23 protein-coding genes are annotated in these 22,497 nt (G+C 71.5%); 22 read left to right on the top strand and 1 reads right to left on the bottom strand.

Annotated elements, in window-relative coordinates; all coding sequences use genetic code 11:
* Positions 1-2 precede the first annotated feature (2 nt).
* Both HNR21_RS01525 and HNR21_RS01520 read left to right on the top strand, forming a co-directional pair.
* Positions 3-923 (top strand): hypothetical protein, encoded by a 921-nt coding sequence (locus HNR21_RS01525; protein ID WP_182703719.1) that lies wholly within the window; start codon positions 3-5, stop codon positions 921-923.
* Between the two features lie 15 nt (positions 924-938).
* Positions 939-1,184, top strand: coding sequence for a hypothetical protein (locus HNR21_RS01520; protein WP_119728269.1), 246 nt, complete (start codon positions 939-941; stop codon positions 1,182-1,184).
* A 151-nt stretch (positions 1,185-1,335) separates the two neighbouring features.
* Here the strand turns inward: HNR21_RS01520 and HNR21_RS01515 are convergent, their stop codons facing one another.
* Positions 1,336-1,539 carry a BldC family transcriptional regulator gene (locus HNR21_RS01515; protein ID WP_103937724.1) on the bottom strand — a complete coding sequence of 68 codons (204 nt, stop codon included), beginning with the start codon at positions 1,537-1,539 and terminating at the stop codon, positions 1,336-1,338.
* A 276-nt stretch (positions 1,540-1,815) separates the two neighbouring features.
* Here HNR21_RS01515 and HNR21_RS01510 point away from each other — a divergent pair, with 276 nt between their 5' ends.
* The 20 genes from HNR21_RS01510 to HNR21_RS01415 all read left to right on the top strand — a co-directional run bounded on the left by HNR21_RS01510 (position 1,816) and on the right by HNR21_RS01415 (position 22,493).
* The gene (locus HNR21_RS01510; protein WP_182703718.1) at positions 1,816-2,850 is read left to right on the top strand and encodes a threonine ammonia-lyase; all 1,035 of its coding nucleotides are present in this window, start codon (positions 1,816-1,818) and stop codon (positions 2,848-2,850) included.
* Positions 2,851-2,863: 13 nt separating this feature from the next.
* On the top strand, positions 2,864-3,121 hold the full coding sequence (locus HNR21_RS01505; protein WP_182703717.1) for a DUF4229 domain-containing protein: 258 nt from the start codon (positions 2,864-2,866) through the stop codon (positions 3,119-3,121).
* 198 nt (positions 3,122-3,319) lie between these two features.
* Complete coding sequence (locus HNR21_RS01500) at positions 3,320-4,030, top strand: demethylmenaquinone methyltransferase (protein WP_182703716.1); 711 nt, start codon at positions 3,320-3,322, stop codon at positions 4,028-4,030.
* A gap of 170 nt (positions 4,031-4,200) precedes the next feature.
* Positions 4,201-5,457, top strand: a complete 1,257-nt coding sequence (locus tag HNR21_RS01495; RefSeq protein WP_182703715.1) for a geranylgeranyl reductase family protein — start codon at positions 4,201-4,203, stop codon at positions 5,455-5,457.
* A gap of 45 nt (positions 5,458-5,502) precedes the next feature.
* On the top strand, positions 5,503-5,664 hold the full coding sequence (locus HNR21_RS01490) for a hypothetical protein (RefSeq protein ID WP_182703714.1): 162 nt from the start codon (positions 5,503-5,505) through the stop codon (positions 5,662-5,664).
* 6 nt (positions 5,665-5,670) lie between these two features.
* A complete protein-coding gene (locus HNR21_RS01485; protein ID WP_119728273.1) occupies positions 5,671-6,030 on the top strand; it encodes an NADH-quinone oxidoreductase subunit A in 360 nt (119 codons plus the stop codon).
* A 1-nt stretch (position 6,031) separates the two neighbouring features.
* Positions 6,032-6,589, top strand: coding sequence for a NuoB/complex I 20 kDa subunit family protein (locus HNR21_RS01480; protein WP_119728274.1), 558 nt, complete (start codon positions 6,032-6,034; stop codon positions 6,587-6,589).
* The gene (locus tag HNR21_RS01475) at positions 6,586-7,332 is read left to right on the top strand and encodes an NADH-quinone oxidoreductase subunit C (RefSeq protein ID WP_182703713.1); all 747 of its coding nucleotides are present in this window, start codon (positions 6,586-6,588) and stop codon (positions 7,330-7,332) included. The genes HNR21_RS01480 and HNR21_RS01475 overlap by 4 nt, the downstream gene beginning before the upstream one ends.
* A gap of 103 nt (positions 7,333-7,435) precedes the next feature.
* Positions 7,436-8,782, top strand: coding sequence for an NADH-quinone oxidoreductase subunit D (locus tag HNR21_RS01470; RefSeq protein WP_119728276.1), 1,347 nt, complete (start codon positions 7,436-7,438; stop codon positions 8,780-8,782).
* Positions 8,782-9,504, top strand: a complete 723-nt coding sequence (gene nuoE / locus HNR21_RS01465) for an NADH-quinone oxidoreductase subunit NuoE (protein ID WP_182703712.1) — start codon at positions 8,782-8,784, stop codon at positions 9,502-9,504. The genes HNR21_RS01470 and nuoE overlap by 1 nt, the downstream gene beginning before the upstream one ends.
* A complete protein-coding gene (nuoF, locus tag HNR21_RS01460; protein WP_119728278.1) occupies positions 9,501-10,802 on the top strand; it encodes an NADH-quinone oxidoreductase subunit NuoF in 1,302 nt (433 codons plus the stop codon). The genes nuoE and nuoF overlap by 4 nt, the downstream gene beginning before the upstream one ends.
* A complete protein-coding gene (locus HNR21_RS01455) occupies positions 10,799-13,243 on the top strand; it encodes an NADH-quinone oxidoreductase subunit G (protein ID WP_182703711.1) in 2,445 nt (814 codons plus the stop codon). The genes nuoF and HNR21_RS01455 overlap by 4 nt, the downstream gene beginning before the upstream one ends.
* Entirely contained in the window at positions 13,240-14,562 is a 1,323-nt protein-coding gene (nuoH, locus tag HNR21_RS01450; RefSeq protein WP_182703710.1) for an NADH-quinone oxidoreductase subunit NuoH, read from the top strand. The genes HNR21_RS01455 and nuoH overlap by 4 nt, the downstream gene beginning before the upstream one ends.
* Positions 14,549-15,151 carry an NADH-quinone oxidoreductase subunit NuoI gene (nuoI, locus tag HNR21_RS01445; RefSeq protein ID WP_119728281.1) on the top strand — a complete coding sequence of 201 codons (603 nt, stop codon included), beginning with the start codon at positions 14,549-14,551 and terminating at the stop codon, positions 15,149-15,151. The genes nuoH and nuoI overlap by 14 nt, the downstream gene beginning before the upstream one ends.
* Positions 15,148-16,062 (top strand): NADH-quinone oxidoreductase subunit J, encoded by a 915-nt coding sequence (locus tag HNR21_RS01440; RefSeq protein ID WP_376766569.1) that lies wholly within the window; start codon positions 15,148-15,150, stop codon positions 16,060-16,062. The genes nuoI and HNR21_RS01440 overlap by 4 nt, the downstream gene beginning before the upstream one ends.
* Positions 16,059-16,358: an NADH-quinone oxidoreductase subunit NuoK gene (gene nuoK, locus HNR21_RS01435; protein WP_119728282.1), complete on the top strand. Its 300-nt coding sequence runs from the start codon at positions 16,059-16,061 to the stop codon at positions 16,356-16,358. The genes HNR21_RS01440 and nuoK overlap by 4 nt, the downstream gene beginning before the upstream one ends.
* A gap of 10 nt (positions 16,359-16,368) precedes the next feature.
* Entirely contained in the window at positions 16,369-18,279 is a 1,911-nt protein-coding gene (gene nuoL, locus HNR21_RS01430) for an NADH-quinone oxidoreductase subunit L (RefSeq protein WP_182703709.1), read from the top strand.
* A gap of 61 nt (positions 18,280-18,340) precedes the next feature.
* Positions 18,341-19,891 (top strand): NADH-quinone oxidoreductase subunit M, encoded by a 1,551-nt coding sequence (locus tag HNR21_RS01425; protein WP_182703708.1) that lies wholly within the window; start codon positions 18,341-18,343, stop codon positions 19,889-19,891.
* Complete coding sequence (nuoN, locus tag HNR21_RS01420) at positions 19,888-21,453, top strand: NADH-quinone oxidoreductase subunit NuoN (RefSeq protein WP_182703707.1); 1,566 nt, start codon at positions 19,888-19,890, stop codon at positions 21,451-21,453. Before HNR21_RS01425 ends, nuoN begins: the two co-directional genes overlap by 4 nt.
* A 98-nt stretch (positions 21,454-21,551) precedes the next feature.
* On the top strand, positions 21,552-22,493 hold the full coding sequence (locus HNR21_RS01415) for a polyprenyl synthetase family protein (RefSeq protein ID WP_119731786.1): 942 nt from the start codon (positions 21,552-21,554) through the stop codon (positions 22,491-22,493).
* Positions 22,494-22,497 lie beyond the last annotated feature (4 nt).

Here is a 22,497-nt window from a genome sequence, read left to right as displayed (position 1 = left end):
GGATGCGGTACCGGGGTATTCGCCGTAAGTCCCGCGAGCGGCCCGAGGAGGGCTTCGCGTCGTCGCCTCCCGAGCAGCCCGGCCCCGAGCGCGGCCGGGGCTGGACGCAGACCCGCCCGCGCAGCAGCCAGCCGCGCGACCGGTGGGGCCGGTTCCGCAAGGGCGGCCGGGACGACGAGTTCGCGGCGGCCGGCGACGCCCCCGCCGACCGGGTCCGGCCGCAGCGGCCCGTCGGACGGCCGGGGGGCCCGAACTGGCGGGACTTCGAGCTCGACACCGACCTGCCGCGGACCGAGCCGCGCCCGCCGGGCGCCCCGTCGCTGGGCGACGGCCGGGTGCACTGCGGTCCGCTGGAGGACATCCTGCACCGCCAGTGGGACGCCGCGCAGGGGCCGCCGCCGCCGGACGTGGTGCGCGCGGTGGAGAGCCTGGCCGCGCTGCCCGAGCCGCTGAAGGAGAAGCTGGCCGCCGGGCTGGACGGCATCTACGTGGGGCCGGGCGGGGTCCCGCAGCTCGACGACATGGGGCACCTGGCCGGGCGCCCGCTGCCGTCGGGCCGGGCCACCTGGGACATCTGCGCCGGGGCGTACGGCGACCGCAAGATCGTGGTGGGCGACCGGCCGTCGCCGACCCCGGACGTGATGATGCACGAGGTCGGGCACGCCCTCGACGACATCGACGCCGAGCGCGGCCGGTGGCAGTCCGACGGCGCCGACTTCCGCGCGCTGTACGCCCGGTGCCTGCCGTACCTGGCCAGCGACTTCCACCGGCAGCCCGACGACCTGGGCAGACGCGAGTTCTTCGCGGACGCGTTCGCCGCGATCACGGCCAGTCAGCGGCCCGCCCTGGTGGATATGCTCGGCGGGAACATCCGGCTGGCGCTCGATGTGATGCTCTACTTCAACCGCAGGTACGGAATCTAGCCGAGGTGATCGACGGTGTACGTGATCCGGCTTCCCGACGGCACGCTGCGCGTCCCTCGGAGCGCCACCACGGACGACGGGCGGATCATCGGCCAGGGATACGTCGAGATCGGTCCGGACGACCCCGACTACGAGCGGCTGCTGGGCGAGTCGCTGACCGAGGAGGAACTGGCGGACCGGCGCCGGCAGTGGCGGGAAGGGGACGAGGCCCTGCTCCGGGAGTTCGAGGAGTACAAGGCCTCGCGCACGGAGGAGCACTGAACCCGCCGATGTCGCCGCCGTCGCGCCCCGTACGGTTGGACCGTTGCAAACGGCGGCGGGCGGAACCGCCGGCGCCCGGTGGCGACCTTTCGGGGGGTCTGGGGGTTCGTCCCCCCGAAGCGATCGGTCCGGGCGGGGCAGGTTCCGCGGATCAGCGGCCCGAGTGCTCGGCCAGCGGCTCTTCCCCGCGCAGCAGCGCGTGCACCTCGGACTCACGGAAGCGACGGTGGCCTCCGGGCGTGCGGATACTGCTGATCCGGCCCGCCGCGGCCCACCGGGTCACCGTCTTGGGGTCGACCCTGAAGAGCGCGGCCACCTCTCCGGGGGTCAGCAGGCGCTCGCTGGTACTTTCCACGTTGTTCTCTCCCCCTTTGTCCCGCTTGCGGTGCGGGTGGACAGATTCTTAGTGTGCCGGGCGGGGACCGTTTTCTCCCTTGTTTTCGGAAAACATCACCGACCGTAGCTAGTTGACCTGGGATGATCACGGCACGTATATGTGAGCTTCGGTCACATCCGTCCCGGGGCTCCGCCCCCGCCCCACGGCCCGTCGCGGAACGCGCGGTGCGCCCCGATCGGCGCCGCCCGCCGGGACCGCGCCGCCCGCCGGGGGCGACCGCATAGTCTCGACTCCATGTCCGGAGTGACCCGACACGACGAGGCGACGGCGGCGACCCCGCCCGCCCGGGGCCGCCACCGCGGTGCGCCCGGCCCCGAGCTGGTGACCCTGGCCGACATCGAGGACGCGGCGGCCCGGCTGGCCGGGGTGTGCGTCCGGACCCCGCTGGTGCCGCTCACCCCGAACGCCCCCGGCCTGCAGATCAAGGCCGAGTCGCTGCAGCCGATCGGGGCGTTCAAGCTGCGCGGCGCCTACAACGCCATCGCCCGGCTGCCGGAGGAGCGGCGCGCCCGCGGCGTGGTCACCCACTCCAGCGGCAACCACGCCCAGGCGGTCGCCTACACCGCCGGCCGGCTGGGGATCCCGGCGGTGCTGGTCGTCCCGCACACCGCCCCCGCGGTCAAGGTCGAGGCGTGCCGCCGGCTGGGCGCGGAGATCGTGTACGTCGAGCCCTCCATGGAGGCCCGCACCGAGACCGCCGAACGGCTCGCCGCCTCGCACGGCTTCACCCTGGTCCCGCCGTTCGACGACCCCGGGGTGATCGCCGGGCAGGGCACCGTCGGCCTGGAGATCGTCCGGCAGGCCCCCGACGTGGAGGCGGTGCTGGTCCCGGTCGGCGGCGGCGGGCTGATCTCCGGGGTGGCCGCCGCGGTCAAGCAGCTCCTCCCGCAGACCAGGGTGATCGGCGTGGAGCCCGAGCTGGCCGCCGACGTCCGCGACTCGCTGCGCGCCGGCAAGCGGGTCGGCTGGACCGCCGAGCAGACCGGCCGCACCATCGCCGACGCGCTGCGCGTCTCCCGCGTCGGCTCGCTGACGTTCGCGCACATCAAGGAGTACGTCGACGACATCGTGACGGTCGCCGAGGACGAGATCCGCGCCGCCATGCGGCACCTGGCCCTGCACGCCCGCCTGATCGCCGAACCCGCCGGCGCCGTCGCCACCGCCGCCTACCTGTTCCACCGCGACGAGCTGCCCGCCGCCGCCCGCCAGGTCGCGGTGCTGTCCGGCGGCAACGTCGACCCGGCGCTGTTGTCCCAGGTCCTGGCATAGACTCCGGAACGTCATGCGCTCCCTGCTCGCCTACACCGTGGCCCGCCTCGCCGTCTTCGCGGCCACCGCAGGCATCCTCTACCTGGTGCTCCCGCTGGACTACGGCGAGTCCGGCGCCCTGCTCATCCTGCTCGCCCTCGCCGTCCTGATCAGCGGCATCGTCAGCTACGTCCTGCTGGCCCGCCGCCGCGAGGAGTTCTCCGCCGCCGTCGTCGACGCCTTCCTCAACGCCCGCCACAAGTTCGAAAAGTCCCGCGGCAAAGAGGACTGACGCTCGGGAGCCCTGCACCGTCACCACACGGTGACCCTGCACGGCGGATCCTGAAGGCCACCGCGAGCGCGCCCGCGTGGCCGTAAGGGAGGAGGCTTTCAAGATCGCGAGGAACGAGCGATCTTGAAAACGACGACCGCACGGCCACGCGTCCCCCGGCGCGCGAGCCGTCGCGCCGGAGGCGCGACAATAGCAAGCATGACCCGGGCTTCACTTGACAAGCGGCCGGAAGACGTGGCCGCGATGTTCGACACCACCGCCGAGCGCTATGACCTGTTGAACTCCCTGATGACGGGGGGGATGGACCGTCGGTGGCGGCGGGCGGTGGTCGCGGCGGTCGGGGCGCGGCCCGGGGAGCGGATCCTGGATCTGGCGGCGGGGACGGGGACCTCGTCGCTGCCGTTCGCCGAGGCGGGTGCGCAGACCGTGGCGTGCGACTTCTCGCTGGGGATGCTGCGGGTGGGGACGCGGCGGATGGCCGGCGTGCCGGGGGAGCGCAAGCCCCGGTTCGTGGCCGGGGACGCGTTGCGCCTGCCGTTCGGGGACGGGGTGTTCGACGCCGTGACCATCTCGTTCGGATTGCGCAACGTCGCCGACACCGATCAGGCGTTGCGGGAACTGCGGCGGGTGACCAGGGTGGGCGGGCGGCTGCTGGTGTGCGAGGTCAGCCATCCGCCGAACGCGGTGCTGCGGTTCGGGCACCGGCTGCACCTGCGGTACGGGCTGCCGCTGCTGGCCCGGGTGTCGTCCAACCCCGACTCCTATCACTACCTGGCCGAATCCACGCTGGCCTGGCCCGACCAGGCGGCGCTGGCGCGGCGGCTGCAGGACGCCGGATGGGGCTCGGTGCGGTGGCGCGACCTGACGTTCGGCGTCGTCGCGATGCACCACGCGGTCAATCCGGGCTAGCGTTCCGGAGGGCCGGTCGGCCGGCGTTCGTCGGGACAACTGAACACAAGGTTCGTGGGACCGGTCCAAAAAGCCCTCGGGGTCAGGTACCAATCCACCCCGCCGAAGGCATAGACTCCCCAACGGATGTTTGTGAAGTACTTCACAAGCGAACGAGCTAAGGAACCCTCGTGACCGACTCCTCCGGACAGGCCGACGTCATCGTCGTCGGAGCGGGCCCCGCCGGTTCGGCGACCGCCTACTGGCTGGCACAGGCGGGCCTGGACGTGCTGCTGCTGGAGAAGGCCACCTTCCCGCGCGACAAGGTCTGCGGGGACGGGCTCACCCCGCGCGCGGTCCGCGCGCTGATCTCGATGGGCGTCGACCTGGCCGCCCCCGGCTGGACCCGGACCCGGGGCCTGCGGATCTACGGCGGCGGCGTCAAGATCGAGCTGGACTGGCCCGAGCTGGCGACGTTCCCCGACTTCGGGATGGTCCGGGCGCGCACCGACCTGGACCAGCTGCTGGCCGAGCACGCCGCCAAGGCGGGCGCCGGGCTCCGGCAGGGCTGCACCGTCACCGGCCCGATCGTCGACGAGCGCACCGGCCGGATCGTCGGGGTGACCGCCCGCCACGAGGGCGAGGAGGTGGAGTACCGGGCGCCGCTGGTGGTGGCCGCCGACGGGGTCTCCAGCCGGCTGTCGCTGGCGATGGGCATCCGCAAGCGCGAGGACCGCCCGATGGGCGTGGCCGTCCGGCGCTACTACCGCACGCCCCGGCACGACGACGAGTACCTGGAGTCCTGGCTGGAGCTGTGGGACGGACAGCGGCTGCTGCCCGGCTACGGCTGGGTGTTCCCGCTGGGCAACGGGCTGGCCAACGTCGGCCTCGGGCTGCTCAACACCAGTAAGGCGTTCCAGAACGTGGACTACCGCGCCATGATGCGCGGCTGGTGCGCCCAGATGCCCGAGGAGTGGCAGTTCGACGAGGAGCACGCCGAGGGCCCCATCCGCGGCGCCGCCCTGCCCATGGGCTTCAACCGGCAGCCGCACTACAGCCGGGGGATGCTGCTGGTCGGCGACGCCGGCGGCATGGTCAACCCGTTCAACGGCGAGGGCATCGACTACGGGCTGGAGTCCGGCCGGCTGGCCGCCGAGACCATCGTGCAGGCCCTGGCCCGTCCCACCGCCGGGCAGCGCGAGCGCACCCTGCACGAGTACCCCCGCGTCCTCAAGGAGGAGCACGGCGGCTACTTCACGCTCGGCCGCCTGTTCGTCAGGGCGATCGGGGACCCGCGGGTGATGAAGTTCCTGACCCGGCACGGCCTGCCGCATCCGACGCTCATGCGGTTCACCCTCAAGCTGCTCGCCAACCTGACCGATCCGCGGGGCGGCGACGCGATGGACCGGATCATCAACGCCATGTCGAAGGTGGCCCCGGCGGCATGACTTGGCAACCAGACACCACGAGCGGGGCCCCCGAGGGATGTTGCGATGACCACCCTGACTAAGGTGGCGACCCGTGACCGAGACCGGCATCACACCCGTGTCCTTGGTCACGCCGCCATCGCGCCCCCACCGCCGGCGTCCCTCGACGCCGACGGCGAGGCGGCGTGCACCCCGTACAACGCCGTACGAACCGAGGAGGGGGTGTAGAGACCGATGGATCTCTATGTTCCGATCGTGGTGCTGGGCCTGCTGGCGTTCGGGTTCGCCGTCTTTTCGGTCGGCATGGCCGCGGTCACCGGCCCCAAGCGGTGGAACAGGGCCAAGCTGGAGGCCTACGAGTGCGGGATCGAGCCGACTCCGCAGCCGGTCGGCGGCGGACGGTTCCCGATCAAGTACTACCTGACGGCGATGCTGTTCATCGTCTTCGACATCGAGATCATCTTCCTGTACCCGTGGGCGGTCGCCTTCAACAGCATGGGGATCTTCGCGCTGGTCGAGATGGTGCTGTTCATCGTCACCGTGCTGGTCGCGTACGCCTACGTGTGGCGACGCGGTGGTCTGGAGTGGGACTGACATGGGTCTTGAGGAGAAACTCCCCAGCGGATTCCTGCTGACCACGGTCGAGCAGGTGGCGGGCTGGGCCCGCAAGAGCTCGGTGTGGCCGGCCACCTTCGGGCTGGCCTGCTGCGCCATCGAGATGATGGCCACCGGCGACCCCCGGCACGACTTCTCCCGCTGGGGGATGGAACGCGCCTCGGCCACGCCCCGGCAGGCCGACCTGATGATCGTGGCCGGCCGGGTGAGCCAGAAGATGGCCCCGGTGCTCCGCCAGATCTACGACCAGATGACCGAGCCCAAGTGGGTCATCGCGATGGGCGTGTGCGCCTCCTCCGGCGGCATGTTCAACAACTACGCCATCGTGCAGGGCGTGGACCACATCGTCCCGGTCGACATCTACCTGCCCGGCTGCCCGCCGCGGCCGGAGATGCTGCTGGACGCGATCCTCAAGCTGCACGACAAGATCCAGAACACCAAGCTGGGCCCGCACCGCAGGAAGCAGATCGCCGAGCTGGAGGAGGCCAAGCGCCGTCAGCTTCCGCTGCTGGGCCAGCGTCAGGGGGCGATCTCATGAGCAGCCAGCACCCGGAACAGCAGGCCGAGCAGGCCGCCGACCGGCTGCCGGCGCACGAGCCGCAGGACCGGCTGCAGCAGCCGGTCGTGCGCCGGGGCATGTTCGGCGCCAAGGGCAGCGGCGACACCTCCGGATACGGCGGGCTGGTCGTCCGGCAGGCCCCGAAGGTCTCCAGCCCCCGGCCGTACGGCGGTCCGGAGGGCGCCGCCGAGCCCGGCGAGTTCGACGAGGTCGCCGACGCGCTGGAGCGGGCGTTCCCCGAGTTCGGCGACGCGGTCGAGCGGGTCGTGGTGGACCGCGGCGAGATCACGTTCTTCGTCAGGCGGCAGTACCTGCCGCAGGTGGCGCAGACCCTGCGCGACCAGATCGACCTGCGGTTCGAGCTGTGCACGGGGGTGTCGGGCGTGCACTACCCCGACGACGCGGGCGCCGAGCTGCACGCCGTCTACCACTTCCTGTCGATGACCCACAACCGGCGGATCCGGGTGGAGGTCACCTGCCCCGACTCCGACCCGCACATCCCGTCGATCGTGTCGATCTACCCGACCAACGACTGGCACGAGCGGGAGACCTACGACTTCTTCGGGATCGTCTTCGACGGGCATCCGGCGCTGACCCGCATCGAGATGCCCGACGACTGGGTGGGCCACCCGCAGCGCAAGGACTACCCCCTCGGCGGGATCCCGGTCGAGTACCGGGGCGCGGAGATCCCGCCCCCCGACCAGCGGAGGTCGTACGTATGAGGCGCGAACGCCGACTCGCCCGAGTGATGCGGCCCGTCGCCATGGGACCGGGGCGCGGAGACCTGTCCCTCGTGCCCCCCGACCAGCGGAGGTCGTACGTCTGATGAGCTCTGCCAAGTACACCGAGTACGACGCGTACGCCGCCGAGGAGGCCACCGAGGGCAAGGTCCTGGGCGTCGACGGCGGCGACTGGGACCAGGTGGTGGCCGCCGCCGAGGACGGCGGCGACGAGCGGCTGGTCGTCAACATGGGCCCGCAGCACCCGTCCACGCACGGGGTGCTGCGGCTGATCCTGACGCTGGACGGCGAGACCGTCACCGAGACCCGGGTGGGCATCGGCTACCTGCACACCGGGATCGAGAAGAACATGGAGTACCGAACGTGGACCCAGGGGACCACGTTCTGCACTCGCATGGACTACCTGTCGCCGATCTTCAACGAGACGGCGTACTGCCTGGGCGTGGAGAAGCTGCTGGGGATCACCGACCAGATCCCCGAGCGGGCGCAGATCATCCGGGTGATGATGATGGAGATCAACCGGATCTCCTCGCACCTGGTCGCGATCGCCACGTTCGGCCTGGAGCTGGGCGCCACCACGGTGATGCTGAACGGCTTCATCGAGCGCGAGTACGCCCTGGACGTGTTCGAGGAGATCACCGGCCTGCGGATGAACATGGCCTACGTCCGGCCGGGCGGCGTCGCCCAGGACATCGGGCACGGCGGGTTCACCAAGGTGCGCGAGTTCCTGGACCGGATGCCGGGGCGGATCAAGCAGCTCCGCAAGCTGATGGACGCCAACCCCGTCTACCTGGCCCGCACCAAGGACGTCGCCTACCTGGACCTGGAGGGCTGCATGGCCCTCGGGGTGACCGGGCCGGTGCTGCGCGCCACCGGGCTGCCCTGGGACCTGCGCAAGACCCAGCCGTACTGCGGTTACGAGACCTACGAGTTCGAGGTCGCCACCCAGGAGAGCTGCGACGTGTACGGCCGCTACCTGGTGCGGATGAAGGAGATGGAGGAGTCCCTCAAGATCATCGAGCAGTGCCTGGACCGGCTGTCGGTCACCAAGGGCCCGGTGATGATCGAGGACAAGAAGATCGGCTGGCCCGCCCAGCTGGCCATCGGCACCGACGGGATGGGCAACTCGCCCCGGCACATCGCGCACATCATGGGCACCTCGATGGAGGCCCTGATCCACCACTTCAAGCTGGTGACCGAGGGCTTCCGGGTGCCGGCCGGACAGGCGTACGCCGCGGTCGAGTCCCCGCGCGGCGAGCTGGGCGTGCACGTGGTCAGCGACGGCGGCACCCGCCCGTACCGCGTGCACTTCCGCGACCCGTCCTTCACCAACCTGCAGGCGACGCCCGCCATGTGCGAGGGCGGCATGGTGGCCGATGTCATCGCGGCCGTCGCCTCTATCGACCCAGTGATGGGAGGCGTGGACCGCTGATGGGGTACGCACCCGAGACGCTCGCCCGGCTGGAGCGGGACGCCAAGGAGATCATCGCGCGGTACCCGAAGCCGCGTTCGGCCCTGCTGCCGCTGCTGCACCTGGTGCAGTCGGTGGACGGGCACATCACCGACGACGGCATCGAGTTCTGCGCCGAGCAGCTGGGCATCACGCCCGCGCAGGTCACCGGGGTCGCCACCTTCTACACCATGTACAAGCGGCGGCCGGTCGGCGAGTACCACGTCGGCGTCTGCATCAACACGCTGTGCGCGGTGATGGGCGGCGACCAGATCTGGGAGGAGCTGTCCGAGTACGTCGGCGTCGGCCATGACGAGGCCACCGAGGACGGCAGGATCTCGCTGGAACGCCTGGAGTGCAACGCGGCCTGCGACTTCGCCCCGGTGATGATGGTCAACTGGGAGTTCTTCGACAACATGACTCCCGAGAAGGCCAGGAAGCTGGTCGACGACCTGCGCGCCGGCAGGCCGGTCGCCCCGACCCGCGGGCCGGGCAGCGTGTGCACCTGGAAGGAGGCCTCCCGGGTGCTGGCCGGGTTCCCCGACGGCCGCGCCGGCGAGGGCCCGCAGGCCGGGCCGGAGACGCTGGTGGGCCTGGAGCTGGCCAAGCGCAACGGCTGGACGGCGCCGCCCGCGGACGCCGGCCGGCCCGAGCCGGACGAGCCCGCCGCCGGTTCCAAGACCCAGGGGGACATCCACAAATGAGCACCACGCTGACCCCCGTGCTGTCCCGCAACTGGGACCAGCCCGACTCGTTCACCCTCGCCGCGTACCAGCGCGACGGCGGCTACCAGGCGCTGCGCAAGGCGCTGCGGATGCAGCCGGACGACATCGTGCAGGCGGTCAAGGACTCCGGGCTGCGCGGCCGCGGCGGCGCGGGCTTCCCCACCGGGATGAAGTGGGGCTTCCTGCCGCCCAAGAGCGACAAGCCGCGCTACCTGGTGGTGAACGCCGACGAGTCCGAGCCGGGCACGTGCAAGGACATCCCGCTGATGATGGCCAACCCGCACGTGCTGGTCGAGGGCATCGTCATCAGCTCGTACGCCATCCGCTCCAACCACGCGTTCATCTACGTGCGCGGTGAGGTGCTGCACGTGATCCGCCGGCTCCAGCAGGCGGTCGCCGAGGCGTACGAGGCCGGCTACCTCGGCAAGGACATCCTCGGCACCGGCTACGACCTGGAGCTGGTGGTGCACACCGGCGCGGGCGCCTACATCTGCGGCGAGGAGACGGCGCTGCTGGACTCGCTGGAGGGCTACCGCGGTCAACCCAGGCTCAAGCCTCCCTTCCCGGCGGTGGCCGGCCTGTACGGCGGCCCCACCGTGATCAACAACGTCGAGTCCATCGCCTCGGTTCCCTCGATCGTCGCCAACGGGGCCGACTGGTTCGCCTCGATGGGCACCGAGAAGTCCAAGGGCTTCGGGATCTTCTCGCTGTCGGGGCACGTCACCCGGCCCGGCCAGTACGAGGCCCCGCTCGGCATCACGCTGCGGGAGCTGCTGGACATGGCCGGCGGCGTGCGCGCCGGGCACCGGCTGAAGTTCTGGACCCCCGGCGGCTCCTCGACCCCGCTGTTCACCGACGAGCACCTCGACGTCCCGCTGGACTTCGAGAGCGTCGGGGCGGCCGGGTCGATGCTGGGCACCCGGGCGCTGCAGATCTTCGACGAGACCACCTGCGTGGTGCGGGCGGTGCTGCGCTGGTCGGAGTTCTACGCGCACGAGTCGTGCGGCAAGTGCACCCCCTGCCGCGAGGGCACCTACTGGTACAAGCAGATGCTCAGGCGGCTGGAGGCCGGCCAGGGCTCCGAGGAGGACCTGGAGACGCTGCTGGACCTGTCCGACAACATCCTCGGCAGGTCCTTCTGCGCGCTGGGCGACGGCGCGACCAGCCCGGTGACCTCGTCGATCAAGCTGTTCCGCGACGAGTACATCGAGCACTTCAAGCAGGGCGGGTGCCCGTTCGACCCCGCCAAGTCGACCGTGTGGGCAGGTGAGCAGTGACGGTCACCGACAACACCTCCGCGGAGGTGGAGCAGCAGCCGAAGATGGTCAAGCTGACCATCGACGGGTTCGAGATCGAGGTCCCCGAGGGCACCCTGATCATCCGGGCCGCCGAGCTGCTGGGCATCCAGATCCCCCGGTTCTGCGACCACCCGCTGCTCGACCCGGTCGGCGCGTGCCGGCAGTGCCTGGTGGAGATCCCCGACGCCGGCAACGGCCGGGGGATGCCCAAGCCGCAGGCGTCCTGCACCACCACGGTGATGCCGGGCATGGTGGTCAAGACGCAGCTCACCTCGCCGGTGGCCGACAAGGCCCAGCACGGCGTGATGGAGCTGCTGCTGATCAACCACCCGCTGGACTGCCCGATCTGCGACAAGGGCGGCGAGTGCCCGCTGCAGAACCAGGCGATGTCCAACGGCCGCGGCGAGTCCCGGTTCACCGAGACCAAGCGGACCTTCCCCAAGCCGATCCCGCTGTCCTCGCAGGTGCTGCTGGACCGGGAACGCTGCATCCAGTGCGCCCGGTGCACCCGGTTCTCCGACCAGATCGCCGGGGACGCGTTCATCGACCTGTTCGAACGCGGCGCCAAGGAGCAGGTGGGGGCGGCCGACGGCAAGCCGTTCCAGTCCTACTTCTCCGGCAACACGGTGCAGATCTGCCCGGTGGGCGCGCTCACCGGGGCGGCCTACCGGTTCCGGTCCCGGCCGTTCGACCTGGTGTCGGTGCCGAGCGCCTGCGAGCACTGCGCCTCGGGCTGCGCGCTGCGCACCGACCACCGGCGCGGGCGGATCACCCGCCGCCTGGCCGGTGACGACCCGCAGGTGAACGAGGAGTGGAACTGCGACAAGGGCCGGTGGGCGTTCACCTACACCACCCAGCCCGACCGCCTCACCCACCCGCTGGTGCGCAACGAGGACGGCGAGCTGGAGGTGGCCTCCTGGCCGGAGGCGCTGGCCGTCGCCGCCCGGGGCCTGGCCGCCGCGCGCGGCAGGACGGGCGTGCTGACCGGCGGGCGGCTCACCCTCGAGGACGCCTACGCCTACAGCAAGTTCGCCCGGATCGCGCTCGGCACCAACGACATCGACTTCCGGGCCCGGCCGCACTCGGCGGAGGAGGCCGACTTCCTGGCCGCCGCGGTGGCGGGCCACGACATCGAGGTCTCCTACGCCGACCTGGAGAAGGCCCCGGCGGTGCTGCTGGCCGGCTTCGAGCCGGAGGAGGAGTCCCCGATCGTCTTCCTGCGGCTGCGCAAGGCGTTCCGCAAGAAGGGCCTGAAGGTCTACTCGATCGCCCCGTTCGCCTCCCGCGGGCTGGCCAAGATGGGCGGCACGCTGCTGCGGTCGCTGCCCGGCGGCGAGGCCGAGGTGCTCGGCTCCCTGGTCACCGGTGACGAGCCGGTCGCCGAGGAGCTCAAGGCGGCGGGCGCGGTCATCCTGCTCGGCGAGCGGCTGGCCACCAGCCCCGGCGCGCTGTCCAGCGCGGTCCGGCTGGCGCAGGTCACCGGGGCCCGGCTGGCCTGGGTGCCGCGCCGGGCCGGGGAGCGCGGCGCGCTGGAGGCGGGGGCCCTGCCGGTCCTGCTGCCGATCGGCCGCCCGGTCACCGACCCGGCCGCCCGCGCCGAGGTCGCCCGCGTCTGGAACGTCGCCGAACTGCCCGCCGACCCGGGCCGCAGCACCGACCAGATCCTCACCGCCGCCGCGGCCGGGGAGCTGGGAGCGCTGCTCATCGGCGGCGTCGACCCCTACGACCTGCCCGACCCGGCCGGGGCGCTGGCCGCGATCGAGGCGACCCCGTTCGTGGTGAGCCTGGAGCAGCGGGCCAGCGCGGTCACCGACCGCGCCGACGTGGTGCTGCCGGTGGCGGCGGTCCCGGAGAAGGCCGGGACGTTCGTCGACTGGGAGGGCCGCGGCCGGTCGTTCGACGTGGCGCTGAAGGTCCCCGGCCGGCTGCCGGACCTGCGGGTGCTGGACGCGCTGGCCGACGAGATGGACGTGCACCTGGCCCTGCCGGGGCCGGAGGCGGCCCGCCGCGAGCTGGCCCAGCTCGGCTCCTACCACGGCGACCGGCCGGCCGCCCCGGCGGTCGCCGCCGGGATCCGGCCCGAGCCCGGACCGGGGCAGGCGCTGCTGGCCACCTGGCGGCAGCTGCTGGACCTGGGCCGGCTGCAGGACGGCGAGCCGTACCTGGCGGGCACCGCCAAGCCCGCGGTGGCCCGGCTGTCGCCCGCCACCGCCGCCGAGATCGGCGCGGGCGAGGCGGTCACCGTGGCGCACGGCGGCCGGGAGCTGACCCTGCCGCTGGAGATCACGCCGGACCTGCCCGACCGGGTGGTCTGGCTGCCGACCAACTCCCAGGGCTGCGCGCTGTACCGCGACCTGGGCGCCGACACCGGCGCGATCGTGCAGATCGCCGCCGCAGCAGGCAGCGGAGGTGCCGCATGAGCAGCGTCCCCCTGGCCGCCCCCGACCCCACCCTGTCGTCCTTCGGGCGCGACCCGTGGTGGCTGATCGGCGGCAAGGTGCTGGCGATCTTCGTCTTCCTGGTGCTCACCGTGCTGCTGTCGATGTGGGTGGAGCGCCGGGTCATCGGCCGGATGCAGTTGCGCGTCGGGCCCAACCGGGCCGGGCCGTTCGGGCTGCTGCAGGGCCTGGCCGACGGCATCAAGCTGGCGCTGAAGGAGGACATCGTCCCGCGCGGCGTGGACAAGGTCGTCTTCGTGCTGGCGCCGGTGATCTCGGCCACCCCGGCGTTCATCGCGTTCAGCATCATCCCGTTCGGGCCGACGGTGTCGATCTTCGGGCACCAGACCCCGCTGCAGGGCACCGACCTGCCGGTGGCGGTGCTGCTGGTGCTGGCGATGGCCTCGATCGGGGCGTACGGGATCGTGCTGGCGGGCTGGGCGTCGATGTCGCCCTACTCGCTGCTGGGCGGGCTGCGCTCGGCCGCGCAGATCATCTCCTACGAGATCGCGATGGGCCTGTCGTTCGTGGCGGTGTTCCTGTTCGCCGGCACGATGTCCACCACCGGGATCGTCAACGCCCAGGCCGACCGCTGGTTCGCGGTGATGCTGCTGCCCTCGTTCCTGATCTACGTGATCACGATGATGGGCGAGTCCAACCGGATCCCCTTCGACCTGCCCGAGGGCGAGGGCGAGCTGGTCGGCGGCTTCCACACCGAGTACTCGTCGCTGAAGTTCGCGATGTTCTTCCTCGCCGAGTACATCAACCTGGCCACCCTGTCGGCGCTGTGCACCACGCTGTTCCTGGGCGGCTGGCGGGCCCCGGCGCCGATCTCCACGGTCTGGCCGGGGGCCAACGAGGGCTGGTGGCCGGTGCTGTGGTTCCTGGCCAAGCTGTGGCTGTTCATCTTCTTCTTCATCTGGCTGCGCGGCTCGCTGCCTCGGGTGCGCTACGACCAGCTGATGAAGCTGGGCTGGAAGATCCTGATGCCGGTCTCGCTCGGCTGGATCATGCTGGTGGCCACCATCCGCGCGCTGCGCAACGAGGGTCACGACATGACCCAGGTGGCGATCTGGTCGGCCGCGGCGATCGGCGCGGTGCTGCTGCTGTCGATCGTCTGGGACGTGATGAGGCAGGACAAGGGCGGCGGCGAGACCGCCGCGGACTCCGGCCGCGGCGCGGTGCCGCGGCAGGCCGAGGGCTCCTTCCCGGTGCCGCCGCTGGACGCGCCGCACTACCACGGCGTTCGCCGGGGCGCCGACGTCACTGCGCACAAGGAGGTGGCCAGTGGGTCTCACTGACTTCCTGAACCCGGTCAAGGGCTTCGGTGTCGCTTTCCACCAGATGTTCCAAAAGAGCGAGACCGTCCAGTACCCGGAGGTGAAGAAGCCCACCGCGCCGCGCTTCCACGGCCGGCACCAGCTCAACCGCTGGCCGGACGGGCTGGAGAAGTGCGTCGGCTGCGAGCTGTGCGCGTGGGCCTGCCCGGCGGACGCGATCTACGTCGAGGGCGCCGACAACACCGACGAGGAACGCTACTCGCCGGGCGAGCGCTACGGCCGCGTCTACCAGATCAACTACCTGCGCTGCATCCTGTGCGGGCTGTGCATCGAGGCGTGCCCGACCCGGGCGCTGACCATGACCAACGAGTACGAGCTGGCCGACGACAGCCGCGAGTCCCTGATCTACACCAAGGACATGCTGCTGGCGCCGCTGCGCGAGGGCATGGAGGCGCCGCCGCACCCGATGCGGCTCGGCGAGACCGAGGAGGACTACTACCGCCTCGGGCTCAAGGACGCCGACGACGCACCGGTCAGCCCGCCCGCGGGCGGCGGCCGGCGCTCCGGCGTCGACGCGGCGGTACGTGCCGAGAGCGGTGAGACGAAGTGATCGAGACGCAGACCCCGGTGCTCGCGCAGACCGCGACGCAGGCGGGCGAGCCGGTGGTGTTCTGGCTGCTGGCGATCGTCAGCGTGGCCGCCGCGCTCGGCATGATCTTCATGCGCAAGGCGGTCTACTCGGCGCTGATGCTGGCGGTGGTGATGCTGTCGCTGGCGGTGCTGTACGCGGTGCAGGACGCCCCGTTCCTGGCGTTCGTGCAGGTGATCGTGTACACCGGCGCGGTGCTGATGCTGTTCCTGTTCGTGCTGATGCTGGTGGGCGTGTCCTCCACCGACTCGCTGGTGGAGACCATCCGCGGGCAGCGGCTGTGGGCGGCTGTCGCCGGCCTCGGCTTCGCGGTGCTGGTGGTGACCGGGCTCGGCAACGCGGCGCTGTCGGAGTCGATGGGCCTGGCCGCCGCCAACGGCGAGGGCGGCAACGTGGTCGGGCTGGCCCGGCTGCTGTTCACCAAGTACGTGTTCGCGTTCGAGGTGACCAGCGCACTGCTGATCACCGCGGCGCTGGGGGCGATGGTGCTGGCGCACCGCGAGCGGCACACCCCCAAGCCCACCCAGAAGGAACTGTCCAAGCGGCGTTTCCGGCCCGGCGGGCACCCGTCGCCGCTGCCCGGCCCCGGCACCTACGCCCGGCACAACGCGGTCGACATGCCCGCGCTGCTGCCGGACGGCAGCGTGTCGGAGCTGTCGGTCAGCCCGATCATCGCGCAGCGCAGCGGCACCGCGGGGATGCACGTCGACCTGCACGGCCAGACCGAGGAGCAGGCGGTGGAGCACGACGTGGCGGCGGTCAGGGCGGCCACCGAGGTCGCCCATGACGCCGACGCCGAGGTCCGGGAGACCAAGGCGGGCACCCCGGCCGCCGGTGGCACCGGCGCGAGTGAAGGGGAGGCGGGCAAGTGAGTCCCGGACACTACCTGGTCCTGTCGGCGCTGCTGTTCACCATCGGCGCGGTCGGCGTGCTGGTGCGCCGCAACGCCATCGTGGTGTTCATGTGCGTCGAGCTGATGCTCAACGCCACCAACCTGGCGTTCGTGTCGTTCGCCCGCATGCACGGCAACCTCGACGGCCAGATCATCGCCTTCTTCGTGATGGTGGTCGCCGCGGCCGAGGTCGTGGTGGGCCTCGCGATCATCATGACGATCTTCCGGACCCGCAGGTCGTCGTCGGTGGACGACGCCAACCTGCTGAAGTACTGAGAGGCGATCGATGAAGGCCGAAGGCATCCAGGCCGCCGCCTGGCTTCTCATCGCCCTCCCGCTGGCGGGCGCGGCGATCCTGCTGCTGGGCGGGCGCCGCACCGACAAGTGGGGGCACCTGCTCGGCACCGCCATGTCGCTGGGCGCGTTCGTCGTCGGGCTGGCGATGTTCGTCCAGATGCTCGGGTACGGCGAGGAGGAGCGGCGGCGCACCGTCCACCTGTACGAGTGGTTCACCGTCGGGGACTTCACCCTCGACATGGGCCTGCTGGTGGACCCGCTGTCCATCAGCTTCGTGCTGCTGATCACCGGCGTGGGCTCGCTGATCCACGTCTACTCCATCGGCTACATGGCCCACGACCCCGACCGGCGGTGGTTCTTCGCGTACCTGAACCTGTTCGTGGCGGCGATGCTGCTGCTGGTGCTGGCCGACAACTACGTCGGGCTGTTCGTCGGCTGGGAGGGCGTCGGCCTGGCCTCGTACCTGCTGATCGGGTTCTGGCAGTACAAGCCGTCGGCGGCGGTGGCGGCCAAGAAGGCGTTCGTGGTCAACCGGGTCGGCGACCTGGGCATGGTGATCGCGATCTCGCTGATGTTCGCCACGTTCGGGTCGGTGGCGTTCACCGACATCCTCGGCGAGGGCGCGCACCACGCGGGCGCCGTCCAGCAGGTCAGCGAGGGCACCGCCACCGCGCTCGGGCTGCTGCTCCTGCTCGGCGCGTGCGGCAAGTCCGCCCAGCTCCCGCTGCAGTCCTGGTTGCTGGACGCGATGGAGGGCCCGACCCCGGTGTCGGCGCTGATCCACGCGGCGACCATGGTGACCGCCGGCGTCTACCTGATCGTGCGGTCCGGGCCGATCTTCGAGCTGGCCCCGGACGCGCAGCTGGCGGTCACGATCGTCGGCGCGGCCACCCTGCTGGCCGGTGCGATCATCGGTACCGCCAAGGACGACATCAAGAAGGCGCTGGCCGGCTCGACGATGTCGCAGATCGGCTACATGGTGCTGGCGGCGGGGCTGGGCCCGGCCGGGTACGTGTTCGCCATCGCCCACCTGATCGCGCACGGCTTCTTCAAGGCCGGGCTGTTCCTGGGCGCCGGGTCGGTCATGCACGGCATGAACGACGACGTGAACATGCGGCACTACGGCGGGCTGTCCTCCGCGATGAAGATCACCTGGGCCACGTTCGGGCTGGGCTACCTGGCGATCATCGGGTTCCCGGGCCTGTCGGGCTTCTTCACCAAGGAGGGCATCATCGCCGCCGCGTTCGACTCCGGCGGCACCTCCGGGGCGATCCTGGGCGGCTGCGCGCTGCTGGGCGCGGCGATCACCGCCTACTACATGTCGCGGGTGATGTTCATGACCTTCCACGGCCAGCGCCGCTGGGAGGAGGACGTCCACCCGCACGAGTCGCCCAAGGTGATGACCGTTCCGCTGATGCTGCTGGCGGTCGGCTCGGTCGGCGCCGGCGCCTTCCTGGTGCTCGGCCCGTTCGCGCACTTCCTGGAGCCGGTGGTCGGCGAGGGCGGGCACCACGAGTTCCACTGGATCACCGTTCCCGGCGCGACGGCGTTCGCGCTGATGCTGGCAGGCGTGGCGATCGCCTGGCGGCAGTACGGCGCCCGCCCGGTGCCGCGCGAGGCCCCCAAGGGCTCGTTCGTCACCGTCGCGGCCCGCAAGGACCTGTACGGCGACGCCCTCAACGAGTCGCTGTTCATGCGGCCCGGCCAGTGGCTGACCCGCCTGGCGGTGTTCTTCGACAACAAGGGCGTGGACGGGCTCGTCAACGGCCTGGCCGCCACGGTCGGCGGCACCTCGGGCCGGGTCCGGCGGCTGCAGACCGGGTTCGTCCGGTCGTACGCGCTGTCCATGTTCTTCGGGGCCGCCGTCGTGGTGGCGGCACTGCTGGCGGTGAACGCCTGATGCGCCCTGTCCGTTCGAATCCGATCGCGGCGACCGTCGGCGCCGCGCTGGTGGTGAACCCATGAACGACTTTCCCTGGCTGAGCGTCCTGGTCGCGGTCCCCGCGGTGGGCGCGCTGCTGGTGGCGCTGCTGCCCAAGGGCAGGGACGCGCTCGCCAAGCAGGTGGCGCTGGGCCTGTCGGCGCTGGTCGCGGTGCTCGCCTTCGTGATGGCGGCGGGCTTCGAGACCGGTGGGCCCCGCCACCAGTTCACCGAGACCTACGACTGGATCCCCGCCTTCGGGGTGCACTGGGCGCTCGGCGTGGACGGCGTCGCGCTGACCCTGATCCTGATGTCGGTGGTGCTGGTCCCGCTGGTCATGCTGGCCTCGTGGAACGACGCCGACCGCTACGGCGGCGTCGTCGCCGAGGGGGAGAAGGCACCGGCCAAGTCGGTGAAGGGCTACTTCGCGCTGATCCTGGCCCTCGAGGCGATGATGGTCGGGGTCTTCGCGGCCACCGACGTCTTCCTGTTCTACGTGTTCTTCGAGGCCATGCTGGTCCCGGTGTACTTCCTCATCGGGGCCTACGGCGGCCCGCAGCGGTCGTACGCGGCGGTCAAGTTCCTGCTGTACTCGCTGTTCGGCGGGCTGCTGATGCTGGTCGCGGTGATCGCCCTGTACGTGTACGGGCCGAACACCTTCCTGATGTCGGAGCTGGCCGGCCTGAACCTGGACCCGACGGTGGCCAAGTGGCTGTTCCTCGGCTTCTTCGTCGCGTTCGCGATCAAGGCGCCGATGGTGCCGCTGCACACCTGGCTGCCGGACGCCGCCGGGCAGGCCCCGGCCGGCGCGCTGGTGCTGATCGTCGGCGTGTTGGACAAGGTCGGCACCTACGGCATGATGCGGTTCTGCCTGGAGCTGTTCCCGGGCGCGGCCAGGTGGGCCACCCCGGTGGTGGTCACGTTCGCGGTGATCAGCGTGATCTACGGCGCGATCCTGGCGATCGGCCAGATCGACCTCAAGCGGCTGGTCGCCTACACCTCGATCTCCCACTTCGGGTTCATCGTGCTGGGGATCTTCGCGATGACCTCGCAGGGGCAGGCCGGGGCCGCGCTCTACATGGTCAACCACGGGTTCGCCACCGGGGCGCTGTTCCTGGTGGTCGGATTCCTGATCGTGCGCCGCGGCTCGGCCCGGGTGGACGCGTTCGGCGGGGTGCAGAAGGTCGCGCCGCTGCTGGCCGGATCGTTCCTGGTCGCCGGGCTGGCCGGGCTGTCGCTGCCCGGGCTGGCGCCGTTCGTGTCGGAGTTCCTGGTGATCATCGGCACGTTCGCCCGGTACGAGGTGGCCGCGGTGGTCGCCGCGCTGGGCATCGTGCTGGCCGCCGTCTACATCCTGTGGATGTACCAGCGGACCATGAACGGGCCCACCGCCGAGGCGGTGGCCGGCTTCAAGGACCTGTCCCGGCGTGAGCTGGTGGCGATCGCGCCGATCCTGGCGGTCATCGTGGCGCTGGGCTTCTTCCCCAAGCCGGCCCTCGACGTGATCGACCCGTCGGTGCAGCAGACGCTCAGCCGGGTCCAGATGAGTGATCCCACGCCCACCGTCGCCGAGAAGGGGGCTCATCCGTGAGCGCCGGAGTGCAGGTCATTGCGGCACCGGGGGACATCCCCGCGCCGCACATCGAGTACGGCCAGCTCGCGCCGATGCTGATCGTGTTCGGCGTCGCCGTGGTCGGCGTGCTGGTCGAGGCGTTCGCCGGGCGGACCTGGCGGTACCGGATCCAGGTGCCGCTGGCGTTCGCCGGGCTGCTGGCGGCGTTCGTGTGGACGCTGGTGCTGGGCCTGTCGGAGCGGCCGTTCCACGTCGCCGCGATGGGCGCCATCGGGGTGGACGGGCCGACGCTGTTCCTGCAGGGCACCATCCTGGTGCTGGCGCTGGTCAGCCTGCTGCTGATCGCCGAGCGCAGCGCCGCCCACTTCACCGCGCAGGCCGCCGCGCTGCCCGGCTCGGAGGCCGAGCAGGCCAGCATGGCGGCCGGGGTCCGGCAGACCGAGATCTTCCCGCTGATGATGTTCGCGGTCGGCGGGATGCTGATGTTCCCGGCCTCCAACGACCTGCTCACCATGTTCGTGGCGCTGGAGGTGCTGTCGCTGCCGCTGTACCTGCTGTGCGGGCTGGCCCGCCGGCGGCGGCTGCTGTCGCAGGAGGCGGCGGTCAAGTACTTCCTGCTGGGCGCGTTCTCCTCGGCGTTCTTCCTGTACGGCGCGGCGCTGCTGTACGGGTTCGCCGGGTCGGTGCGGCTGTCGGACATCGCCGAGCAGGCCGGGCAGGGCGCCGGCGGCGAGCCGCTGCTGCTCGGCGGGATCGCGCTGCTGAGCGTGGGCCTGCTGTTCAAGCTGGGCGCGGTGCCGTTCCACATGTGGAAGCCGGACGTCTACCAGGGCGCCCCGACCCCGGTGACCGCGCTGATGGCCTCCTGCACGCTGGTGTCGGCGTTCGGGGCGATGCTGCGGGTCTACTACGTCGGGTTCGAGACGCTGCGCTGGGACTGGCGGCCCACGATGTGGGGTGTGGCGATCGTCACCATGGTGGTCGGCGCGGTCATCGCGGTGACCCAGACCGACATCAAGCGGCTGCTGGCCTACTCCTCGATCGCGCACGCGGGCTTCCTGCTCACCGGCCTGGTCGCCACCTCGCAGGCGGGCCTGTCGGGCTCGCTGTTCTACCTGGCCGCCTACGGGTTCACCACGCTGGGCGCGTTCGCCGTGGTGACCATGGTGCGCGACGCCGGGGGCGAGGCCGCCCACCTGAGCCGCTGGGCCGGGCTGGGCAAGCGCTCGCCGCTGGTCGCCGGGGCGTTCGCGTTCTTCCTGCTGGCCATGGCCGGGATCCCGCTGACCAGCGGGTTCACCGGCAAGTTCGCGGTGTTCTCGGCGGCGGTGGACGGCGGGGCGACCCCGCTGGTCATCGTGGGCGTGCTGGCCTCGGCGATCGCGGCGTTCTTCTACGTCCGGGTGATCGTGGTGATGTTCTTCAGCGACCCCGACGCCGACGGCCCGGCGGTGGTGGTCGGCCCGACGACCGCGGCTGCGGTGGCCCTCGGGCTGGCCGTTACTGTGGTACTCGGCGTGTTGCCCCAGCCCATGCTGGACCTGGCCGGGGAAGCCGCCGCGCAGATGTTCGTTCGTTGACGGGCGGCCCGAAGGCGCGCCCGTCCGGTAGGGGGTTGTTCCGGGTGAACAGTGGCGTGCCGTTCGGGCTGCCGGTCGACGACGCGCTCGCGGCGGACATGCGCGAGCGCCTGGCGGCGGTCGAGGAGCTGCTGTCGCAGTCGGTCACCAGCGACGACCCCCTGCTGGCCCAGGCGTCCAAGCATCTGGTGGACGCCGGCGGCAAGCGGTTCCGCCCGGCGCTGGTGCTGCTGGCCTCGCACTTCGGCGACCCGGCCGCCGCGGGGGTGGTCCCCGCGGCGGTCGTGGTCGAGCTGACCCATCTGGCCACGCTCTACCACGACGACGTGATGGACGAGGCCACCATGCGGCGCGGCGAGGAGTCCGCCAACACCCGGTGGACCAACACCGTCGCCATCCTCACCGGCGACTACCTGTTCGCCCAGGCCTCGGACCTGCTGGCCGGGCTGGGGCCGGAGGCGGTCCGGATCCAGGCCCGCGCGTTCGCCCGGCTGGTGCGCGGGCAGATCGCCGAGACCTCCGGGCCGCCCGCGGGCGCCGACCCGCTCAAGCACTACCTGCAGGTGGTGGCGGACAAGACCGCCTCGCTGATCGCGGTGTCCGGGCATCTGGGGGCGCTGCTGGCCGGCGCCGACCCGCAGACGGTGAAGACCATCACCGACGCCTGCGAGAAGATCGGGGTGGCCTTCCAGCTCTCCGACGACATCCTGGACATCGCCTCGGAGTCGGCCCAGTCCGGCAAGACCCCCGGCACGGACCTGCGCGAGGGCATCCGCACGCTGCCGATCCTGCACGTGCTGGCCTCGACCGACCCGGCCGACGCCCGGCTGCGGGAACTGCTGGGGCGCGACCTGACCGACGACGCCCTGCACGCCGAGGCGCTGTCGCTGCTGCGCGCCCACCCGGCGATGGAACGCGCCCGCGCCGACCTGCGGCAGTGGGCCGAGGACGCCCGGTCGGACCTGCTCACCCTGCCCGACATCCCGGCCCGCGCGGCCCTCACCGGCCTGTGCGACTACGTGGTCTCCCGCACGGGCTGACCCG

The sequence above is a fragment of the Thermomonospora cellulosilytica genome (genome assembly GCF_014138835.1).
GTDB classification, from domain to species: domain Bacteria; phylum Actinomycetota; class Actinomycetes; order Streptosporangiales; family Streptosporangiaceae; genus Thermomonospora; species Thermomonospora amylolytica.
This window is presented reverse-complemented; position numbering and strand designations above follow the sequence as displayed.